This is a genomic window from Sphingomonas sp. CFBP 13714 (assembly GCF_014842205.1).
Classification (GTDB): domain Bacteria; phylum Pseudomonadota; class Alphaproteobacteria; order Sphingomonadales; family Sphingomonadaceae; genus Sphingomonas; species Sphingomonas aerolata.
In genome coordinates this window covers 1-19,505 of sequence record NZ_JACYVG010000003.1, presented here as the reverse complement: position 1 = coordinate 19,505, position 19,505 = coordinate 1, and the positions used below count along the sequence as shown (strand labels likewise).

Sequence of the window (19,505 nt, the reverse complement as noted above, 5' to 3'; positions counted from 1 at the left end):
ACCCTAGATTACGGTATAACGAAGGAGATATTTCAGTGGCGACCAAGCAGATCACCGATGCGAGCTTCAATGCCGACGTGCTGAACGCCGACGGCCCCGTGCTCGTCGATTTCTGGGCCGAATGGTGCGGGCCGTGCAAGATGATCGGGCCGAGCCTCGAGGAGCTGTCCGAGGAACTGGGCGAGAAGGTGACGATCGCCAAGCTCAACATCGATGAGAACCCCGATGCGCCGGGTCAGTATGGCGTGCGCGGAATCCCGACGATGATCCTGTTCAAGGGCGGCGCCCCGGCAGCGACAAAGGTCGGTGCGGCTCCCAAGGGTCAGCTCAAGGCGTGGCTCGAGGGCGAACTCGCCTAAGACGGTACGCGCCGCTACCGCCACCTCAGCCTTTTTTGGAGGTGGCGGCTAGAGGTGAGCTCAGCTTCGATAGTCGGCGTTGATCGAGATATAGCCGTGCGTCAGGTCGCAGGTCCACACCGTGGCCGCACCGTCGCCCAGCGCTAGATCGACGCCGATCTCGATGTCCTGCCCCTTCAGATGATCCGCAACGGGCACCTCGTCATAGCCGCTGAGCGCGAGCCCGCCCTCAGCCACTTGCGTATTGCCGAACCGGATCGACAATGTGTCGCGGTCGGCAGGCTCTCCCGCCTTGCCGACGGCCATCACGACACGACCCCAATTGGCGTCCTCGCCGGCGACCGCCGTCTTGACCAAAGGCGAGTTGGCGATGCTCATTGCGATGCGGTGGGCGCTGCGGTCGCTGTCCGCACCGGTCACCTGGATCTCGATCAGCTTCTGCGCGCCTTCGCCGTCGCGGACAACGAGCAGGGCGAGCTGATGGCACAGATCGGCCAGCGCCGCGCGGAACGCGTCGGCGCCGATGCTGTCGTCGTCGCCGAGCGGGGCGTTGCCCGCCTTGCCCGTCGCGAATGCGAGGACCGTGTCGCTGGTCGAGGTGTCGCTGTCGACGGTGATGCACGAGAAGCTCGGCGCATTGGCCTTGGACAGTGCGGCCTGGAGAAACGCGGGCTCGACCGCGGCATCCGTGAAGATGAAGCCGAGCATCGTCGCCATGTCCGGCGCGATCATCCCCGAACCCTTGATGATGCCGATCAAAGTGACGGTCCGATCGCCGATCACCGCGGTCGTCACCGCGCCCTTGGTAAATGTATCGGTGGTCATGATCGTCGCGGCGGCGTCCTCCCAGCCGCACGGTGCGGCGGCGAACGCGGCGTCGAGTCCTGCTTCGGCCTTGTCGATCGGCAACGGCACACCGATCACGCCAGTCGAGGCGACGAACACGTCCGAAGGCTGACAGCCAAGATGCGCTGCCGTGCGTGCGGCGATCGCCTCGACCGCTGCACGGCCACGCGCACCAGTGAAGGCGTTCGAATTGCCCGCATTGACGACGAGCGCGCGCGCCTGCCCAAGCGTCAGCGCCGCACGACACCACTCGACCTCGGGCGACGGACATTTGCTTTGCGTAAGGACGCCCGCAACGACCGTCCCCGGATCGAGCGTCACGAACGTCAGGTCGCACCGGTCCCAGGGCTTGTAGCCGGCACGCGCGACATGCGGCACGACCCCGTCGATCAAAGGGGCGGCGGGGAAGGGTAAGGCGAGCGGCGAGATCTGCATCCGGCCTTCATAGTCGCTGCGGTCCGGCCCGCAAGATCGCGGGTTGCGTCCGACAGCCGCCCGTCGACCGGTGTCCCGTGCGGTTGGGGGCTATCGCATGACATCTGCGCGTGTCGACGGTCGACGAGCGTCCGTCAGGGTCGTCGTTCCTACGCACGACGCCGTCCCCTTACGGATCGAGCGTCCGCGCGTTCGCCGGGTGCTTCCGTCCGACGAATGGTAGATTTTACGCGCAAGCTCGCATACAGCCGGTCTCGCATGAACCTGCTGCTTCTCCTTTCTGCCCTCCTGTCCGCGCTGACCGGCGCGGTGCCGGGTGTGCGTGGGCAGTCCGCACAGGCAGTGGCGCAGGGCAGCATTTGCGCGCAGACCGCGGCGGTGGCGGTGGCAAAGGTCGCGGTACGACCGGTCGCCGCGCTCGCCTCGCTCGACGACGTTGCCACCTCGGCGACGCTGCCCGTCGTCGCGATCATCACGGCCCCTATCTGGGTAGACCGTCGGCGCGAATAGCGCCGCGCGCCTGATCTCTCGGCCTGCGGGCCACTTCTCCTCTTTGCGCGTGCGTGCCTCCGCGTGCCGTCGCGCCCTATAATCAGGAAATCAGCCCATGTTCGGTGGCTTTGCCAAATCGCTGTTCGGGTCGTCCAACGACCGCTACGTCAAGTCGCTCAACCCGATCCTCGCGAAGATCGCCTCGTTCGAGCCTTCGCTCGTCGCGATGTCGGACGAGGAATTGTCCGGGCAGACCGCGAAGTTCCGTGCCCGACTCGCTAACGGCGAGAAGCTCGACGACTTGCTTCCAGAGGCATTTGCCACGGTGCGCGAGGCGGCCAAGCGCGTGCTTGGCCAGCGGCATTACGACGTGCAGATGGTCGGCGGCATCGTCCTTCACCGCGGCGAGATCGCCGAGATGCGTACCGGCGAGGGCAAGACGCTCGTCGCGACGCTCGCGACCTATTTGAACGCGCTGCCGGGTGACGGCGTCCACGTCGTCACGGTCAACGACTATCTCGCCGCGCGCGACGCGGAGTGGATGGGGCAGGTCTATACTTTCCTCGGCATGACGATCGGCGTGATCGTGCCGAACCTGTCGGACGAGGAGCGTCGCGCCGCCTATGCCGCCGACATCACCTACGGAACGAACAACGAGTTCGGCTTCGACTATCTGCGCGACAACATGAAGTATGAGCGCAGTTCGATGGTGCAGCGCCGCTTCAACTTCGCGGTGGTCGACGAGGTCGATTCGGTCCTGATCGACGAAGCGCGTACGCCGCTGATCATCTCGGGGCCGACCGACGACAAGTCCGAGCTGTATATCCAAGTCGATGCGGTCGTGAAGCAGCTCGTCCCCGGTGACTATGACAAGGACGAAAAGCAGAAGACGATCATCCTCACCGAGGACGGCACCGAGAAGGTCGAGCGGATGCTCGAGGCTGCGGGGCTGCTCGAAGGCGCCAACCTATACGATTTCGAGAACACGCAGGTCGTCCACCACCTCAACCAGGCGCTGCGCGCGATCGTGATGTTCAAGTCGGACATCGACTACATCGTCAAGGACGGCAAGGTCATCATCATCGACGAGTTCACCGGTCGCATGATGGACGGCCGGCGCTGGTCCGACGGCCTGCACCAGGCGGTCGAGGCCAAGGAAGGCGTCCAGATCGAGCCTGAGAACCAGACGATGGCCTCGATCACGTTCCAGAACTATTTCCGCATGTACCCCAAGATCGGCGGCATGACCGGTACGGCTGCGACCGAAGCGGCCGAGTTCTACGACATCTACAAGATCAACGTCGTCAGCATCCCGACCAACGTCACGGTCAAGCGCGTCGACGAGGAAGATGAGTTCTACAAGGACACCAAGGACAAGTTCGCGGCGATCGCCAAGAAGATCAAGCATCACGCCGATCTCGGCCAGCCGGTGCTCGTCGGCACGGTATCGATCGAAAAATCCGAGCTGCTCAGCGAGTTCCTCGTCGGCGAGGCGGTCGAGCACAAGGTGCTGAACGCGCGCTTCCACGAGATGGAGGCGCACATTGTCGCGCAGGCCGGGCGCAAGTCCGCCGTGACGATCGCGACCAACATGGCGGGCCGCGGTACCGACATCAAACTCGGCGGCAACCTCGAATTCCGCATGCTCGATGAGCATCCCGATCTGGTCGAGGGCACGCCCGAATATGCCGCCGAGGCGGCGCGGATCGAGACTGAGATCGAGGCCGAGAAGCAGGCAGTGCTCGCCGCGGGCGGCCTGTTCGTGCTCGGTACCGAGCGCCACGAGAGCCGGCGCATCGACAACCAGCTGCGTGGGCGCTCTGGTCGTCAGGGTGATCCCGGCCTGTCGCGCTTCTATCTGAGCCTCGACGACGATCTGCTGCGGATCTTCGGGCCGGACACGCTGTTCGCCAAGATGATGCGCAACAATATCGAGGACGGCGAGGCGATCGGGAGCAAGTGGCTGTCGAAGGCGATCGAGACCGCGCAGAAGAAGGTCGAGGCGCGCAACTACGACATTCGCAAGCAGGTCGTCGAATATGACGACGTGATGAACGAGCAGCGCAAGGTCATTTACGAGCAGCGCGCGGACATCATGGATGCCGACACCGTCGGCGACGTGGTGACGGACATGCGTGCGGAGACGGTCAACGTCATCGTCGGTGAAGCGTGCCCGCCCAATTCCTATCCGGAACAGTGGGACATTGCGGGGATGAAGACGCGGCTGACCGAGGTGCTCAACCTCGAGCCGCAGATCGAGGCGTGGCTGCTCGAAGAGGCGATCGATCCCGAGATCGTCGAGGAACGCGTCCGTGCAATGGCGGACGAGGCGATCGCGACGAAATCCGCAGACCTTGACACTGAGACGTGGACGTCGGTCGAGAAGTCGATCCTGCTGCAGAATCTCGACCATCACTGGAAGGAGCATCTGGCGACGCTCGACGCGCTGCGCCAAGTCGTCCATCTGCGCGCCTATGCGCAGAAGACGCCGATCAACGAGTATAAGCAGGAGGCATTCTCGCTATTCCAGCGGATGCTCGAGACGATCCGCGAGGACGTGACGAAGACGATCGCGCACGCGCAGTTCCAGATCCAGGCGCCGGTCGGCCTGCCCGAGCTACCCGATTTCATCACGACGCATTTCGACCCGTTCACCGGCGAGAATGACAGCCTCGACCAGGCGAGGGGCATGTCGGGGCACATCACGTCGCAGCTCCCGCCGATGCAGATCCCGCAGCCCCAGGCTGCGGATATCGGCGAGGATCCGGCGAATTGGGAAGGCGTGGTCAGCCGCAATGCGCCATGCCCGTGCGGGTCGGGGCGCAAATACAAGCAGTGCCACGGCGCGGTCTGACCGCTGCTGTCACGGGCCGGCCGTTTATCGGCCGCGCCCGGTTGGCAGCATAGCAGGCAATAAAAAGCCGGGCCGTCCCACATGGACGGTCCGGCTTTTGCTTGTAAGCTTGGTTGCGGCAGTGCGGCCGCGACGCTGCTTACTTTGGCAGGATGACGCTCGGCCCGATATTGTCGACGACCTGCTTGGCATTGAACGCACGGATGTTGTCGCGCGGGATCGGCCCCTTGCGCATCACGATCTCGGCCGTCGCTTCGTAGCGGTCGATCGTGCGGACGTCGAAATCGTTGCCCCATGGGCCGCCGAAACCGCCGCCGCCAAAGCCACCACCGATATAGGGATCCCAGCTCCGCCAGCCGAAGCCGCGGCCGCGATAGCGCCACGACGGGCCCCAATAGCCACCAAAGCCGCCATAACCGAACCCACCGCCGATTCCGGGAGTCGAATAGGTGCGCGACTGAAGATTGGTATCGCGATCCGCCATCAGGAAATAATCATATCCCTGCTGGAGCGTGAGTTCCGCCGCGCGGAAGAAGAGGTAGCGTTCGACGGTGTCGCGCGACGTGACGCTGTTTCCCGCAAAGCTGACGAGGAAGCGGTTATCCTCGATCCGGCGATCGCTATAGCCGGTACGGTTGAACCCCTGGCCAGTGGCCGGGCGGTAGGTGGTTTCGGTCGCACAACCCGCGACCAGCAACGTGCTCGTGGCGAGAGCTGCCAGCAGGACCTTGCGACCAGGCATGATGAACATGATTGTCGTCTCCGTTCGCGGCGAATGCGGCGAAACGCCTCACATTAGCCTTCAGTGGTGGAACGGTTGATGAACGGGATTGGTCCACGGGTCTATGACGGTGATTGAATAAACCACCTCGGCGCCGTCATATGCCGTCGTCCGCGACGTAGGATCATTCCCCGATCAGATGAAGCGCCAGCGAGCGACCATGGGGACGACGGCGATGCTCGAACAAGTAGATTCCCTGCCACGTGCCGAGCGCGAGCGTGGCGTCGATCACTGGGATCGACAATTGTACCTGTGTGAGAGCGGCGCGCAGATGCGCCGGCATGTCGTCGGGCCCTTCGTCGTCGTGCAGATACGAACTTGATTCCGGTGCGATGCGCTCGAAATAAGCCTCGATATCCGTTCGGACCTCGGGCGCGGCGTTTTCCTGGATGAGCAGCGATGCGGAGGTATGGCGACAAAACACCGTCAATAACCCGGACTGCATCGCCTGCGCATCGACCCAGCGCCGGATCGGGGCGGTAATGTCGACCAGCCCCTGCCGGCGGGTATCGATCGTGATCTGGGTCGTGGACTGCCGCATCGCTGCGCTCCTATGTAACTGCCTAGCCGGTCAGGTCCGTGACGGCGCTCAACGCCTGTCGGCACGGCCTTGGTCGCTATCGGCATCCGCCGGGACGTCGCGACCCAAATTGATCTCGTCATAGAGTTTGAGAAGATCGCTGACCTCCGCGATGACGGTTTCCTGCTCGGCGCGCCAGCGTGCCGTCGCGTCGTGCGTCGGTGTGCCGCACTTGCCATCGTGAAGCGTGAAACCCTGATCGATCAACCAGATGGTATCCGCCGCACGGGCCCGCTGCCGCCGCAGATGGAATACCCATTGTTCGATGACGCCGGAAGGAACGAGTCTGTCGATTTCACCCATGGTCGGCGCCTACCCGACCAGCGTCGTGCTTGTACAGCAGACGTTGCCGATGGTCCCGAATGCCGGAGTCTCGACCCGGGAAACGGGTCTTGTGGAAGGCTGGAAAGTTCCGCCGGTTTTCGCCAAAACGCCTCGATTCAGCACGCTTTCGGGAACCGCTCACGACCAAGCGTGTTGAAAAGGTGGTAAAAAGCGTGTGTATTTTGACTGCCATCCTGTCACCGGAACCCGATCAATGCCTGTTATGTCCCACCGACCCGAGCGCGACCAGCCCTCGTTTCACCGCGTCGATCAGTCTCCGCCACGCCTGTCGGACCGCTATGGTGCGGACAGGCTCGACGCCCTTTACCGGCGTGCCGCGGCCGATCGTGACCGGTTTCGCCAGCAGCAGCTGATCGCGATGCAGCCAAGCCTGCTCGAACGACTGCTCGGCAAGTTTCGTCGCTAAAAGGGGTCGTCTGACAGCTATGCGTCGACCGGGAAGGTCGTCGCATGGCGCAGTCCCTGAATTTCCGCCCAAGTGATGGGCCGGTCGCGACCGACGCATTCGATGATCAATGAGTCGGCATCTTCGGCGGACAGTTCGTCCGCGGCTTTTATCATGTCTTCCAGCGAGCCCGTTGCGAGCTGCTCATCTGCGACCGGCACCGCGTCCTCGCCGTCGACAGGGCTTTCGGTAACCGCGCGTCGGAGCAGTTTTGCCGGCATTTTCCACATTGTCTTGAACACGTTTACGCTCCAGCCCCCTGGCACGACCGCGATGCCGCAGGTTGCGCCAATGGTCCAGACCATCGCCGCATGCCTGCGCCGATCGCAGCATCTCACGCGACGAATCGCACGATCCGTCCGATACGGTTGGGTTCAGCGTTGTCGTCGCGGACTGGGGTCGAACAGCACGTCTTGAACGGCACCCGCGGTAGAGCCCGAGGCCGATGCGGCAATGTTGCCAATGGGCCGTCGATCGCGCGCATGGGGCGCAGGGCAGGGGCGGACCCGGTCCTTACACTCAGGGCGTTTCTGGCGAAGATCTGCGCCCCGTCTTCTTCGAAGCGCAGATCGAATTTCAAGGGCTGGGCCTTCGAGTGCCTCCGATCAGGCCGGCGGGTTGCTCGTCCCACCATTAAGTGAAGCGGAATGCTTGTGGGCATCGTTGGAAGAGGCTCGGGCAGGCGCCGCTTCCGCGCTGCTCCCGGCGAGCATGCCGTTCAACGAACTGCCAGTCATGCCGAGTTCCGCCATCAGGCCATCGATCAGCGGCCCGCCGACGCGGTAACGCATCGCCGCCGCGACCGCGGCATCGGCAAGATTGCCCTGGCCGCCCCCGGACGCGCCATCGTTGCCAGTTTCACCGTGCAGGCCCCGGGCATCCAGGATGCTGATCTTGTCGATGTTCTCCATCGGCTTGCTCGCCGCAGTGATGATCGCGGGCAACGCTTCGAGCATCGCGCGGCGGATCAGCAGTGCGGTCTGCGAGTCACTCAGCAGGTTGGTCGCCTCGTTCAGCGAAGCCTGACCTGCCGCGTCGACCTTGAAGGCCGCCTCGCGGCCTTCCGCGCGTGCCTTCTCTGCATCTGCTTCGGCGGTTGCTTCAGTACGCAGGGCGCTCGCACGAGCTTCCGCGGCTTCCTTCTCGGCGGTCGCAGCGACGGTGATGCCAACGGCCTCTTCCTGCGCGCGCTGGGTGGCGGCGATCACCGCTACATTCTTGTTCCGGTTGGCGATCTCGGTCGCCTTGGCAGTAGCGACGCTTTCCTCGGCTCGGACGGCGAGCGCACGGGCTTCGTTGGCCGCGGCAGTGGCGGTCGACTCCTCCTCGGACTTCTGTGCGGTCTGCACTGCAGTTGTGATACGTGCGATCTCGATCGTCCTGTCGCGCTCGATCGTTGCGGTCTGGATCGCGCCGTCACGGGCAATCGTGGCGGTCTGGATCACCTTGTCGGCTTCGGTCTGCGCTACGGTCTGCGCCTGGCCCGCGGTGATGCGGGCGATCTCGGCGAGGCGGGTCTGCTCGGCCTCGGCGGTGGCAATTGCGGTGGCTTGTTCCGCACGGCGCGCGGACAGCGTTTGCTCCTGTGTCAGGCGCGCCTGTTCGGCGGCCTGCGCGATCTCGAGCGACTGGTTGTTCGCGTCGAGGTTCCGCTGCTCGATCTCGACGCGGTTGGTCGCGACGATGTCGTTGCGGATCTTCTTGCGCTCCTCGATCGTCCGCGTGAGCACGGTCAGCCCCTCGGCATCGAACGCGTTGTTCTCGTTGAAATGCTCGAACGCGGTCTGGTCGAAGTGCGTGATGCTAACGGACTCGAGCTGGAACCCGTTCATGTCCAGGTCGGTCATCAGCGCCTCCTGCACCTTCTGGATGAAGTCGGCGCGGTTGGCGTGGAGGTGCTCCATCGTCATCGTCGCCGCGACCGAGCGCAGCGCGGACACGAGCTTGCCGTCGAGCAGCGACTTCACCGCGTCGGGACTGTTGACCGAATCGCCAAGCGTCTGCGCCGCGGCGGCGATCGATTCCGCGTCGGGCTTCACCTTGATGTGGAACAGCCCGACGACATCGACGCGCAGCTTGTCGAGCGTGATCAGCGCGTCCTTGTTGAGGCGCGAGACCTCCAGCTTCACCGTCGTCAGGCGGACCTGCATTAACTCATGAAGCACCGGGATCACCATGATGCCGCCGTTGAGCACGACTTTTTCGCCGCCGAAACCGGTGCGGATCAGCGCAACGTCCTTGGTTGCGCGCCGGTAGAGCCGGGTCAGAATGATGCCGATCACGACAAGCGCGAACAGCACGATACCGGCGTAGATAAGGACGTTCAGAAGCTGTGCGGGCATGAAACCCTCCCCGGTTATGATTGTGGTCAGATCGACTGCAGGAGCGCGTTGGCGTCGGGCAGCGCGTAGAAGAGTTTGCCGTCGCGGCGGACGATCAGGGCGGTCTCGCCGGTGGCGATCACGTCGGCGTCGTCGTGCGGCTCGACCATGATGAAATGCGCCTGACCATGCTGATCGACGATTTTTGCGCGGGCCGGCGATCCCCGGCGGGCGGTGCCTTCGAGGATGGTGCCGCGGCGGCGGAGAAAGTCGTCAGTGGAGATCACGCTGGTTTCGAAGCCGGGCATGATCCGGGCAAGCCCTTTGGCGGCCAGAGTGTTGAGCAGGCTGCCAGCGACCAGCGCACCACCCGAGGCGAGACCCCAGTTTAGTGGGCCGCCGGTCAACGCGGTCGCGCCCTGCTGAATGGCTATCCCGGTGAGCGTGAAGCAGCCGAGTAATGAGGTCAGCCAGATCATGATCGGCAGTTCGTGACCGAGGCCGAGCCAATCAAGCACGCCGCTATCGGTTTCGGCATAAACGTCCGCGTCGAGATCGAGATGGCCGAGCCCAAGGCCGATCGCCTCGATCAGCCCGATCCCGACCATTATGACGAACGCGATCGCGAACGGCGCGTAAGCGGGCGTCAGGAAGATCGCGAACATAAGCCGTGGCAATGTTGGGGGCTCTGCTTGTGCATCGGCGAACTGGTATCGGACAGACGACAACGCTTCGTTACGAAACGCCGGCCGATCCGGATTTTGAACTCCATGTGTCGATGCTCCCCGAAGGGAGGCTAGCCCTGCACCAAGACATTCGCAACGCGCGCTGAGTACACCGCTTAGGGTCAGGACCCATTGATGAGATGGCCGCGATCCGATTCAGGTTCCGTAAGGAGACTGGCATGAGCGACCTGTTTTGGTTGACGGAAGAGCAGATAGAACGGCTGCGACCGTTCTTTCCGAGAAGCCACGGCAAGCCGCGCGTCGATGACCGACGGGTGTTGAGCGGCATCGTATTCGTCAACCGGAACGGGCTGCGCTGGCGAGACGCGCCGAGCGCCTACGGCCCGCACAAGACGCTCTACAACCGATGGAAACGCTGGGGTGAAGTAGGCGGGTTCGCGCGGATGATGGAGGGGCTGGCTGCGATTGGCGCCGACCCGACAACGGTCATGATAGACGCCACCTACCTGAAGGCGCACCGCACGGCGTCCAGCCTGCGGGTAAAAAAGGAGATCTCGGTCGCCTGATCGGTCGCACCAAGGGCGGCATGAACACCAAGCTCCATGCCGTTGCTGACGCGAACGGGCGCCCCTTGAGCTTCGTCATGACCGCAGGGTAGGTCAGCGATTACACTGGTGCCGCAGCGTTGCTGGACGATTTGCCCAAGGCGCAGTGGCTACTTGGCGACCGCGGCTACGACGCCGACTGGTTCGGAGACGCCTTGCAGGCCAAGGGCATCCAACCTTGCATCCCAGGTCGACGATCGCGCAACGAGCCGGTCAGATACGACAAGCGGCGCTATCGGCGCCGCAGCCGCATCGAGATCATGTTCGGCCGCCTCAAGGATTGGCGCCGCGTGGCAACCCGCTACGACCGTTGCCCAACAGCCTTCTTCTCTGCGGTTGCCCTCGCTGCCACCGTCATCTTCTGGCTGTGATCAACGAGTCCTGACCCTAGCAAGGTCCGCAGGCGAGATAGCTTCGTATTCGTATTGGCGACCGATTGACCCTCTAGGAGCAGCTTGTCTTTGAAGGCCAGCACGTCCTGCCGTGTCACTAGCTCGACCGGCTTGCGGCCAATGCGGGCATAGAACCACTCAGCGACGGCGCTATGAATGTCCTTGCCTTTCAATACGTCGCCGCGTTCCGTAGCCCAGCGATCTAGGATATCCTTGTCGAGATACAGGCCGGACCCGGTAACAGGCTCGCATTCAACGGCTTGATTTTGGCTTTCCGACGCGGGCATTTTGTCCATTGCCATACCGGGCATGGAGAGCGGCGACCAAGCTATCGGCCTCCTCCCTTTCATGGAGCACCAAGAGACGGCCAGCCCTAGCTAAGTCAGCCGGGGAACCATCAATCTCGATATCCTCAGTAAGCGCGTCCATAATCGGCTCTAGGCGCTTAATTTCCATATCAGCGGCAAAGTTCGTATCGGCTGCATAGTCGGCTTGCGCTTGCTCAGCCTCCCACCGTCGCCGGTCCCGTTCTATCTGAGCAGCAGGCTTGGGCTTAGCAGGGGAGGGGGCGAGTTTCCCCGTTGTATCTCTATCAAGCTTCGCCTGATCTAGCAGGGCGTTAGCCGCCTGCGTCATGTCCGGGATGCGGGCCTTAGCGGCTGCCCGGTCCTTTAGCTTGAGCGAATGCTTTATCTCCCGCTTGCCAGCCATGAACGGGCGCAAGTCAGCAGGGATCGCCATGCGGAAGTGATAGCCCCCGTTGGTGGCACGATGCAGGTAGGAACACATCGGCTTTGTTCGTAGCACGGTTGTACTAGACGCTTGTAAAAAGTCTTTGCTGTTCAACAGTTTGCTGTCTTTTCAACAGCTTACGCGCTGGTGGAGCCGAGGGGAATCGAACCCCTGACCTCTGCAGTGCGATTGCAGCCAAACCCAATACGCTAGAGAGTTCTTCTGATTAATCAGCCTCTTACTCGATCCGTGACCATGCGTACTCGCTCACCGTATGTCTAGCAAGGTGCTAGGTGTGTTGGATTATTGTCGTTAAAATAGCGACCAAGACAGGCGGTATCGGCTTATGGCATTAGCAGACATTGCTAAGCGGGCGGTCGTAGCGGCTCTCGAAGCATACGAAACGTTAGGTGCGGACGCCTTCCTGTTTCAATACAATTTTGCTCCTGCCCAGCGATACTGGCTCGAATGGAACGGCACGCGTTACCCCTCCAAAGCCATCGCGGGCATGGCCCAATAGTACATCGACGGTGGTCAACACACCGGTACGCGTGAGACGGCGACCTTCCCGGTAGAGCAGAGAGGGGTTGGGCCGCTGACCTTTCAATCGACCGACAATCCGGTTAGACGAATTGGTCGCAGCCATTGGTCGACTGGGTTCAATACGACAATCACGACCCCTTCCATTTGAAGGTCTAAACCCCCACGTTACCATAATGACCGACGACTACTCAAGCATCGCGAAATCAATGCGCGCTAAGCATGGCAAGGATACTTTGCGCCAGATCGATCTCGCGATAGCCACCCATATTCAGGGCAGAGATGCGGAAATGCTGGATCATTGGAGGGAAGTGCGGCGAGCCTATGTGGCTCTCTAACCTGCCGCCCGGCACCTGCACCTAAACGCGGGCGAAAACCGCCTAAAAGGCGTTCTGTAGGCATATACGGAGAATAGCTAGCTGATCTAGCCATACACGCAGATGCCGTCGGACGGCCTGTTATCGGCCTAGACGAAATGATGACGGCTAAGCTACCGGCCGTCTGGCCTCCTAAGTGAAGGAGGGGCGCGGCATAATGGCTATGTCTGCTGACTTTTTAATTTATAGTAGGCCGACTTCCGCCCTATTTCGTTGAAATGCTACCAAGGCCGGGCTTAAAACCCACGTTAAGCCATTTGAGCCTCTCGATATCCGCTGCCCAAGCACATATCCAGACCAAGTAATCCCTATCAAAAAGTTTGAGCTTGGCGAAGCATTTTTCGATCTTGCCTATAGTAATCCTTGGGTCCGTCATGATTCGAACGCCACCACTATTATGAGCAATATCTCCCCTATGAGTGACAATTACGTCAATGTCGTCCCACAGGCCATCGGGGAATAGTGATTTGCGCAAGCCCACAAAAATAAAAAAGTCTTCTATTCTTGCCCAGTTCGCGTTGTTGTTTTTAGACCACTGCTTGCGACGCTCAATAATCTTACTACAATATTCCTTTGCAGCGCCACATTCGGCTAAACCAGACGCAATAAATCGGTCTTGATAGGCGTCTAGTGCAGCGTTCACCACATACTCTAAATAGGTTTCTAGTTCGGCGACGAATAGCACGATGAAAGACTCGCATAAAGCGGCGTCCCGATTAGTCGGAATCCACGCCTGCCCTGATGCCGGATAAATAAGGTTGCGTCCATATTGGTGACGAAGAAGATCTCGCCTTCTTCGTGCGACCTGACGGCAAAGCTGATAGTAGTTCTGGCTATGCATCCCGAAAAGTCAAACCGTTATCGGTCAACGTTACATATTCAGATACTACACCAAATTCTGCGAGGGTATGTCCCCACAATCCTAATCGATTACCAACTGCTTCAACGGATTTTGTCGTGCTTTCGATTGACTCGCGGAAGCCGCTATGTCCATCACAAAGCGATTTAAATTCTTGAACAAGTTTTTCGCCAGATTCGACGAAACGCGCAATTTTGTCGTCAGAGTCTAGATAGAACATCATTATATCGAACACTGCTCGATTAAGTCGTCCCTCCCATTTCTGACCGTTCCACTTGCGCATTGCATGATCAGAGCCAAATACGCTAATGACTGCATCGTAAGCTTTTTCAAACAAAGCTGCTTGGTGACTGATACGATCCTCATAGGCGCTCCATGACACGTTTATTACGCGAGCAGTCCCGTCCAAAAACTGCTTTAGGTCGCCCCTATAATTCGGAAGAAAGAACTGCATCGCCAAATATCGTATCATCAATTCAACGTCCCGCATTCGAAAGTCGGGCTCTGTATTGGAGAATATCGAGCGAAGAGCGGCGCTATCCGCAGTGTAGATTGATAGCCACTCCGTAAATGGGCCGGGGTTCAAAGCTTGGCGAAGCTCTTGTGGGGAGAGCTTAACACTGCCAGAATTTAGTCGTAGAAATATACTGTAAAGAACGTCATCTTTTTTCCACCCACGAATAACGTTCGTACGGACTGTATAGTTTTCAAGTGCTCTAAACATGGCTGGACGATTTTCTTCAATATCGCGCCGATTTAGTCCGTTTATTTCATCGAGTTCCGCAAGGCCGGACAGCCGAAATTCATTATTCGGCGATGAAGGCATAAGACCAAAAAACTGACATAATGTCGTTAATCTTTGCTTGCCATCGACGACAATAAACCTTTTGGAGTCTCCGACCTCTGCAAGGGTCAATGGCGGAACGGGGAAGTTCAGTAATATACTCTCGATCAACAAGCTCTTTTTTGTCTTGTTCCACGCGTCGCGTCGCTGAAAATTGGGGGTAAGATCAATAGCGCCTTTTTCCACCTGCCGTGTTAACGTCTCGACAGTCCAATCGGTGTTGTAGACGACGGCAGAAGCGAGGGACCGTGCACCGATATGCAAGTCTTCCAAATTCTCATCGCTAGGATCGTCGTGGTCTTGAAGAAAAAGATCGATCATTGAAATTCGCCCGTTTCAGACAAATAATTCTTGCCTGTCGGAGACTCGCACTTTCTGTGTTCGGGGGCAACCGCGCTCGGTCAAATGGGTGTGGCGGCAACCTCATAGAGGCGGTTCGAAGATAAATTACAGAATCGAGCTAAGCGTTAGCGATCAGATTTCGCCCTGCCTCTCTAGGGTAAACTCCTGCGAGACAAGCGCGCGGTACAAAGGACTCGTACCAATAGGGTTGACTCTCAATCCGTGAGACATCTAAAAAAGAATCTCTTAGAAGCTATTGGGACAATCACCTGTGACGACGATCATCGGATACGCCCGCGTTAGCAGCGACGATCAGGACTGCTCTGTACAGGAGGATGCCCTTCGCGCCGCCGGTTGCACGTTGATCCGATCAGAGAAGAAGAGCGGTACGACAACCGAAGGGCGGCATGAACTCGACACCCTGCTGTCCTTCATCCGTGCTGGTGATACCCTCATGGTGACTCGCATCGATCGCCTTGCAAGGTCGGTGGCAGACTTGGAGAAGATCGTCGCGACTTTGAAGGCCAAGGGCGCTTTCCTCCGTGCGACCGAGCAGCCTATCGATACCGCGACACCTGCCGGGCTGGCCTTCCTCCAAATGCTCGGCGTCTTCGCACAGTTTGAAACGGCGATCCGTAAGGAGCGCCAGCTAGAGGGCATCGCGAAAGCCAAAGCCAACGGAGTCTACAAAGGCCGTAAGCCTTCTGTGGACGTAATGGCGGTTAAGTCGCTACGTAGTGAGGGGATCGGCCCTAGCGATATCGCCAAGCGCCTTGGGATCGGTCGTGCGAGCGTCTACCGTGCCTTGGAGGTCGAATCTCGCTAAGCCCTACGACAGGATTAGATCAGTCTGTATATGCAATAGACCGCGACAACGATCCGCCGGCTATTTGCGTGTTCTTTCAGGTGCGTCCTGACAAGTAGCAATGAACGCCAGAATCATTTACATGGTAAGCGATGCTAACCGCCCTAAACTCATCATGTCCTAGTATATCCAACGTAAGCCGACGTAGAAGAGGCAATGTTAATGAAGATAATCAAAGACTCTAACTTTATTGATAATCAGGTCGATAAGTATATTGCCGAAAGGCCGCTTTACGAATCATATTCCACTAAATTGCGCAATTTGCTGCTTTCTTTGCTTGATGCTCATGAGCTGAAATATCAAGTGGTTGAAGCGCGTGCGAAGGATGCCGTTAGCTTCCGAGAGAAGATTACACGGGCCGGCAAGTCTTATGATGATCCTATAAGTAACCTGCCCGATCTTTGCGGCGCTCGCATCATCGTGTACTACGCCGACGACGTCCCAAAGGTCGCTAAGATGATATCAAGCGAGTTTAACGTTATTGAAGAGGTGGTTTCGCATCAGCCCGAAGCATTTGAGGCAGACCGATTTGGTTATTTATCATTACATTTTGTTGTGAAGCTGAGTAACGGGCGGTCGGAACTCGCAGAATGGAAGTTTGCCAGCAAATTTCAGGCAGAGATACAGGTCAGGACTGTAATACAGCACGCCTGGTCTGCGGTATCTCACGCGCTTCAATATAAACAGGAAACAGCTATTCCCTCCAAGCTACGGCGTAGGTTGTTTAGGATTGCTGGTTTATTTGAACTTGCTGACGAAGAGTTTGTAGGAATCAGGGATGCTAAGGGGAGATTATCCGATGCAGCGGCAGCAGCATTTGCAGAGGGTAATAAAAACATTCCCATCTCGTTAGAATCTATACAGGAGCTAACATCCGACGCATCAGTAATGCGCCCGCTAATCGAGTCTGCCAGTAGATTCGGACTTACTTCTAAAAATATTGAGGAGGAAAATAATACATTCCCTGAAATATACGAAATATCAAGGCGCTTAGGGTTGCGTGATATTGCAGGAATTGAAGCTATAATCACAAAAGACCATAGTAAATTATTTGAAAAGATCATCGAAAGAATGAAATCTAATTGGAACCTTCCTAAAGACTTCCTCATATTCTTCGCATTACTAAGCGAAGCGGTCGATTTTGTATCGATTAACGAATTAGGGGAGTTCGGCTGGAACGAGGATCGTGCTGATATCCTCATATCTGCTGCTAAATCGGCGAAAACAAGCTAGCTAAGGCGAGTGGAGATAATGAGGAGTGTCGCACCGTCATGACCTTCTTATCTTCGAGGTGGCATGACGGGAGGGAGGCATTCGCTAGTGCGAAGTCCTAGAGCGGCGACAGATCGCTGTTACCTCTCGCTAATCAGCCGAGCACAAAAAATAACCGTAAACTCACACCCGGATTAACCCCCGTACAGAGGCAAGGGGCGGGGAAGGTAGTTCGCCCTATCGCCCGCCCCTATCGCTGCCTGTTGGTGCCCGGCTGCCCCTCCTAAGGAGCTATTCGCTGCGCACCCTTGCTTCGCGATGCCGTCACAAGCGACGCTCGAAATGACGTGTCTTGGCAACTATGCCTGCCTCTTCCAAAGCGCGCTACACTTCACTGCGCGCGAGCACGTTGGCGAGGCCCTGTTTCGTGTTGCCGATTCCAGCATCGATCCGTGCCGCCTGCTTTGGCAGCTTAGACACTAGAGGGTCGGCGAAATGGGCTTTCAAGGTATCGAGTAGTCTGCCCGCCTGCCCGGTAAGTCCGTCCCTTCTGACCTCGCCCCATTCATCGAAAGCGGCATTAGGAAAGACAGTCGAAAGTACCCTTTCCATGTCAAGCGACGCCGGCGCTATCAGGTAGATGTCACAATCATGCGCTACGCCATGGTCGCTATTCCTGGCATTACCTCTTAGCATTCCTTGCAGCATGTTATGGGCTATCTCGGTTTCTCGCATTTCATTCCAGTGGAAGCCATCGATGTCTTCGAGAGGTACGCCCGAAGCGGCGATTTCCAACGCGGTATATTCCTCCTTTGGGTAGGTAAATGTGCCTACGACTATGACGTTCTTAACGTTGCGGTACCGGTTAGTTCCGTGGTGACGGCCCCAATTCAGAAAAGAGACGGACGATCCTTTCGAAAAGTACGAAGCTAGCTCCGCTTCGGTACTTAGCGACCCTACAGTCTTTGGGCCGATTACAAGCCACTCCTCTTCCGGCTTGGTCGCGATCAGCTTGGCTATCGCTCTAAATATCCTATCACGGCTTGCAGGGGTTCCCAACGCCTTCCTACCAGCCGCCCGTGTCCATAGGTGAATACGAACCTTGCTGTAATCGTTCGAGAAGTAGGGCAGGCGAACTAGCCCGCCAATGCCCCGCTCCATAGCTTCGTAGGTGCCACGTACCGCGCCAGAGGCGTCTGTTATGATCGCGGGAGCAAAGTCATCCGGTAGCGGCTTGGTAGCTCCAACCAGCGCCCGCTCCCCATAATCACCGGCAACCCTCCAAGCCGAGCGTCCTTCTAGCGCAATCAGCCCTTCAAGTGTCCGCCGCCGATCATGGGTAAGAAGGTGAGGGTCAAGGCGGGCTGCATTCACAAGCTCTTTAGCGGCGTCCTTAATGCCCTTGGGAACCCGAACGACACTTTCGTCCGTTGCCTCCCCTTGTTCGATCAGGCCGCTAAGAATACCGCCAAGTACCTTATGCGAATACTGAACCCCTTCGTATAGGCTTACAATCCCGGTCCAGCGCACGGTAACAGACTTGGCGAGGGTCATGCTCTCATCCCAAATACGAAGGGGGCGAGGGCCGTCCATATAAAATAGGTCTTGGACCGAACAAAACTTATGCGTCTTAGTTCGGCTGATTATCATCTGTTGAGTGGTGAATAGGATGCGAGCGCTGCGGGCATCCTCCTTACCACGACCGATGACGTTGAGGTCGTCATCGGTCGTGTAACATGCGTAGTCTGAATCATCGAGGTCCAACCTACCAATCATGGACCGTATCTCTTCCTTGCTCTGGAAACAAAGAATAATACTACTATCAGGCTTAAACCCTTCATTCCTCCATACCGTAATGAAGGAAGAGATAGCCTCTGTTTTTCCAGTGCCGGGAGGAAGAGAGCTAAGATAATAGGAAGAAGGAAGGGTCCGTCTCAATCCGCTATCCAAAGCAAGAATCAAAGAGGAAATTGAGAACCGGATAGGGTTGGATAGCAATGACCCATACATTTCCAACCTTCCTAGAGTTAGACGATAAGCCTTATTGTAAAAAGTACCATGTTCTTCGTTGAAGATATGCATTTTCACTTACCTGATGAAGCTATTTGGAAATGGCTAAATCGGTATCCGTAAAGTAAACATTCTCTGTATCTCTATATAGGGGAATATGTACTTTCGAACTTTCCCGTTGGCGATGCAGCGCCAGATGGCGCGGATCGCTGTCGACGTCAATAATAAATCGCGCGGTATATTTATTTTTCTATAGTCTATATTTAGAGATGAGGTAACAAATGTGTTTATTGCTTCTTCAAAAAAGGTTTAGTTAATTGCGCTATAAATATGGTCTGTGTCGAAAGACTGATATCTACGGGTGGACTATTCTTTTTAGGTTAGCCGGAAAGGATCAAGGGAGAGGAATTGCTCCTCACAATCGCGATCCTCACACCGCCACTAACCGATCTCGGCTTCCCAAGAGCGTCCGGTAAGCTTCTTTGCTAAGTCAGCAGGCCTAAGATGCGCGTACCGGAACAGCATCCTAGGGTCAGGACTCATTGGTCATAGCCAGAAGATGACGGTGGCCGCGAGCGCGACG

Annotated in this window: 18 protein-coding genes, 1 tRNA gene and 1 pseudogene; 8 read left to right on the top strand and 12 right to left on the bottom strand. The window is 58.1% G+C overall.

What is annotated here, in order from left to right; translation table 11 throughout:
* Positions 1-35 precede the first annotated feature (35 nt).
* Positions 36-359, top strand: a complete 324-nt coding sequence (gene trxA, locus IFT54_RS07915; RefSeq protein WP_031393340.1) for a thioredoxin TrxA — start codon at positions 36-38, stop codon at positions 357-359.
* 60 nt (positions 360-419) lie between these two features.
* Here the strand turns inward: trxA and argJ are convergent, their stop codons facing one another.
* A complete protein-coding gene (gene argJ, locus IFT54_RS07910; protein ID WP_192070193.1) occupies positions 420-1,640 on the bottom strand; it encodes a bifunctional glutamate N-acetyltransferase/amino-acid acetyltransferase ArgJ in 1,221 nt (406 codons plus the stop codon).
* A gap of 258 nt (positions 1,641-1,898) precedes the next feature.
* Between argJ and IFT54_RS07905 the strand changes: the two genes are divergently transcribed.
* Together IFT54_RS07905 and secA are read left to right on the top strand one after the other, a co-directional pair.
* The gene (locus IFT54_RS07905; RefSeq protein WP_037528446.1) at positions 1,899-2,150 is read left to right on the top strand and encodes a hypothetical protein; all 252 of its coding nucleotides are present in this window, start codon (positions 1,899-1,901) and stop codon (positions 2,148-2,150) included.
* A 97-nt stretch (positions 2,151-2,247) separates the two neighbouring features.
* Positions 2,248-4,986, top strand: a complete 2,739-nt coding sequence (gene secA / locus IFT54_RS07900; protein WP_192070192.1) for a preprotein translocase subunit SecA — start codon at positions 2,248-2,250, stop codon at positions 4,984-4,986.
* 139 nt (positions 4,987-5,125) lie between these two features.
* On the opposite strand, the gene IFT54_RS07895 is transcribed toward secA, so the two are convergent.
* The 3 genes from IFT54_RS07895 to IFT54_RS07885 all read right to left on the bottom strand — a co-directional run bounded on the left by IFT54_RS07895 (position 5,126) and on the right by IFT54_RS07885 (position 6,650).
* Entirely contained in the window at positions 5,126-5,737 is a 612-nt protein-coding gene (locus IFT54_RS07895; protein WP_192070191.1) for a CC0125/CC1285 family lipoprotein, read from the bottom strand.
* A 154-nt stretch (positions 5,738-5,891) separates the two neighbouring features.
* Complete coding sequence (locus tag IFT54_RS07890; protein WP_031439041.1) at positions 5,892-6,308, bottom strand: secondary thiamine-phosphate synthase enzyme YjbQ; 417 nt, start codon at positions 6,306-6,308, stop codon at positions 5,892-5,894.
* 48 nt (positions 6,309-6,356) lie between these two features.
* A complete protein-coding gene (locus IFT54_RS07885) occupies positions 6,357-6,650 on the bottom strand; it encodes a hypothetical protein (RefSeq protein WP_042466279.1) in 294 nt (97 codons plus the stop codon).
* Positions 6,651-6,894: 244 nt separating this feature from the next.
* Between IFT54_RS07885 and IFT54_RS07880 the strand changes: the two genes are divergently transcribed.
* Positions 6,895-7,098 carry a hypothetical protein gene (locus IFT54_RS07880; protein ID WP_031439040.1) on the top strand — a complete coding sequence of 68 codons (204 nt, stop codon included), beginning with the start codon at positions 6,895-6,897 and terminating at the stop codon, positions 7,096-7,098.
* A gap of 17 nt (positions 7,099-7,115) precedes the next feature.
* Here IFT54_RS07880 and IFT54_RS07875 read toward each other — a convergent pair whose 3' ends face one another.
* The 3 genes from IFT54_RS07875 to IFT54_RS07865 all read right to left on the bottom strand — a co-directional run bounded on the left by IFT54_RS07875 (position 7,116) and on the right by IFT54_RS07865 (position 10,123).
* Entirely contained in the window at positions 7,116-7,442 is a 327-nt protein-coding gene (locus IFT54_RS07875; RefSeq protein ID WP_192070190.1) for a hypothetical protein, read from the bottom strand.
* Between the two features lie 300 nt (positions 7,443-7,742).
* Positions 7,743-9,479 (bottom strand): flotillin family protein, encoded by a 1,737-nt coding sequence (locus tag IFT54_RS07870; protein ID WP_234387713.1) that lies wholly within the window; start codon positions 9,477-9,479, stop codon positions 7,743-7,745.
* Positions 9,480-9,505: 26 nt separating this feature from the next.
* Complete coding sequence (locus IFT54_RS07865; RefSeq protein ID WP_192070189.1) at positions 9,506-10,123, bottom strand: OB-fold-containig protein; 618 nt, start codon at positions 10,121-10,123, stop codon at positions 9,506-9,508.
* Between the two features lie 239 nt (positions 10,124-10,362).
* On the opposite strand from IFT54_RS07865, the pseudogene IFT54_RS07860 reads away from it, so the two are divergent.
* Positions 10,363-11,120 (top strand): annotated as a pseudogene (locus IFT54_RS07860) (IS5 family transposase).
* A gap of 273 nt (positions 11,121-11,393) precedes the next feature.
* Here the strand turns inward: IFT54_RS07860 and IFT54_RS07855 are convergent.
* Together IFT54_RS07855 and IFT54_RS07850 are read right to left on the bottom strand one after the other, a co-directional pair.
* Positions 11,394-11,987 (bottom strand): DUF6538 domain-containing protein, encoded by a 594-nt coding sequence (locus IFT54_RS07855; protein WP_192070188.1) that lies wholly within the window; start codon positions 11,985-11,987, stop codon positions 11,394-11,396.
* A gap of 31 nt (positions 11,988-12,018) precedes the next feature.
* Positions 12,019-12,081: transfer RNA gene (locus IFT54_RS07850), tRNA-OTHER, on the bottom strand.
* Between the two features lie 508 nt (positions 12,082-12,589).
* On the opposite strand from IFT54_RS07850, the gene IFT54_RS07845 reads away from it, so the two are divergent.
* On the top strand, positions 12,590-12,751 hold the full coding sequence (locus tag IFT54_RS07845) for a hypothetical protein (protein WP_192070187.1): 162 nt from the start codon (positions 12,590-12,592) through the stop codon (positions 12,749-12,751).
* Between the two features lie 244 nt (positions 12,752-12,995).
* On the opposite strand, the gene IFT54_RS07840 is transcribed toward IFT54_RS07845, so the two are convergent.
* Positions 12,996-13,631, bottom strand: a complete 636-nt coding sequence (locus tag IFT54_RS07840; protein WP_192070186.1) for a HEPN domain-containing protein — start codon at positions 13,629-13,631, stop codon at positions 12,996-12,998.
* A complete protein-coding gene (locus tag IFT54_RS07835) occupies positions 13,624-14,814 on the bottom strand; it encodes a DUF262 domain-containing protein (RefSeq protein ID WP_192070185.1) in 1,191 nt (396 codons plus the stop codon). Before IFT54_RS07835 ends, IFT54_RS07840 begins: the two co-directional genes overlap by 8 nt.
* A 292-nt stretch (positions 14,815-15,106) precedes the next feature.
* On the opposite strand from IFT54_RS07835, the gene IFT54_RS07830 reads away from it, so the two are divergent.
* Both IFT54_RS07830 and IFT54_RS07825 read left to right on the top strand, forming a co-directional pair.
* Positions 15,107-15,661 carry a recombinase family protein gene (locus IFT54_RS07830; RefSeq protein WP_192070184.1) on the top strand — a complete coding sequence of 185 codons (555 nt, stop codon included), beginning with the start codon at positions 15,107-15,109 and terminating at the stop codon, positions 15,659-15,661.
* Positions 15,662-15,862: 201 nt separating this feature from the next.
* Entirely contained in the window at positions 15,863-16,933 is a 1,071-nt protein-coding gene (locus IFT54_RS07825) for a GTP pyrophosphokinase (RefSeq protein WP_192070183.1), read from the top strand.
* A gap of 363 nt (positions 16,934-17,296) precedes the next feature.
* Here the strand turns inward: IFT54_RS07825 and IFT54_RS07820 are convergent, their stop codons facing one another.
* Entirely contained in the window at positions 17,297-18,994 is a 1,698-nt protein-coding gene (locus IFT54_RS07820) for a hypothetical protein (RefSeq protein WP_192070182.1), read from the bottom strand.
* Between the last annotated feature and the right edge of the window lie 511 nt (positions 18,995-19,505).

Bases quoted from the DNA above. Each gene is read 5' to 3' on its own strand.
- argJ (WP_192070193.1), bottom strand. From the start codon at position 1,640: ATGCAGATCTCGCCGCTCGCCTTACCCTTCCCCGCCGCCCCTTTGATC.
- IFT54_RS07905 (WP_037528446.1), top strand. From the start codon at position 1,899: ATGAACCTGCTGCTTCTCCTTTCTGCCCTCCTGTCCGCGCTGACCGGC.
- secA (WP_192070192.1), top strand. From the start codon at position 2,248: ATGTTCGGTGGCTTTGCCAAATCGCTGTTCGGGTCGTCCAACGACCGC.
- IFT54_RS07895 (WP_192070191.1), bottom strand. From the start codon at position 5,737: ATGTTCATCATGCCTGGTCGCAAGGTCCTGCTGGCAGCTCTCGCCACG.
- IFT54_RS07890 (WP_031439041.1), bottom strand. From the start codon at position 6,308: ATGCGGCAGTCCACGACCCAGATCACGATCGATACCCGCCGGCAGGGG.
- IFT54_RS07885 (WP_042466279.1), bottom strand. From the start codon at position 6,650: ATGGGTGAAATCGACAGACTCGTTCCTTCCGGCGTCATCGAACAATGG.
- IFT54_RS07880 (WP_031439040.1), top strand. From the start codon at position 6,895: ATGTCCCACCGACCCGAGCGCGACCAGCCCTCGTTTCACCGCGTCGAT.
- IFT54_RS07875 (WP_192070190.1), bottom strand. From the start codon at position 7,442: ATGGTCTGGACCATTGGCGCAACCTGCGGCATCGCGGTCGTGCCAGGG.
- IFT54_RS07870 (WP_234387713.1), bottom strand. From the start codon at position 9,479: ATGCCCGCACAGCTTCTGAACGTCCTTATCTACGCCGGTATCGTGCTG.
- IFT54_RS07865 (WP_192070189.1), bottom strand. From the start codon at position 10,123: ATGTTCGCGATCTTCCTGACGCCCGCTTACGCGCCGTTCGCGATCGCG.
- IFT54_RS07845 (WP_192070187.1), top strand. From the start codon at position 12,590: ATGACCGACGACTACTCAAGCATCGCGAAATCAATGCGCGCTAAGCAT.
- IFT54_RS07840 (WP_192070186.1), bottom strand. From the start codon at position 13,631: ATGCATAGCCAGAACTACTATCAGCTTTGCCGTCAGGTCGCACGAAGA.
- IFT54_RS07835 (WP_192070185.1), bottom strand. From the start codon at position 14,814: ATGATCGATCTTTTTCTTCAAGACCACGACGATCCTAGCGATGAGAAT.
- IFT54_RS07825 (WP_192070183.1), top strand. From the start codon at position 15,863: ATGAAGATAATCAAAGACTCTAACTTTATTGATAATCAGGTCGATAAG.
- IFT54_RS07820 (WP_192070182.1), bottom strand. From the start codon at position 18,994: ATGCATATCTTCAACGAAGAACATGGTACTTTTTACAATAAGGCTTAT.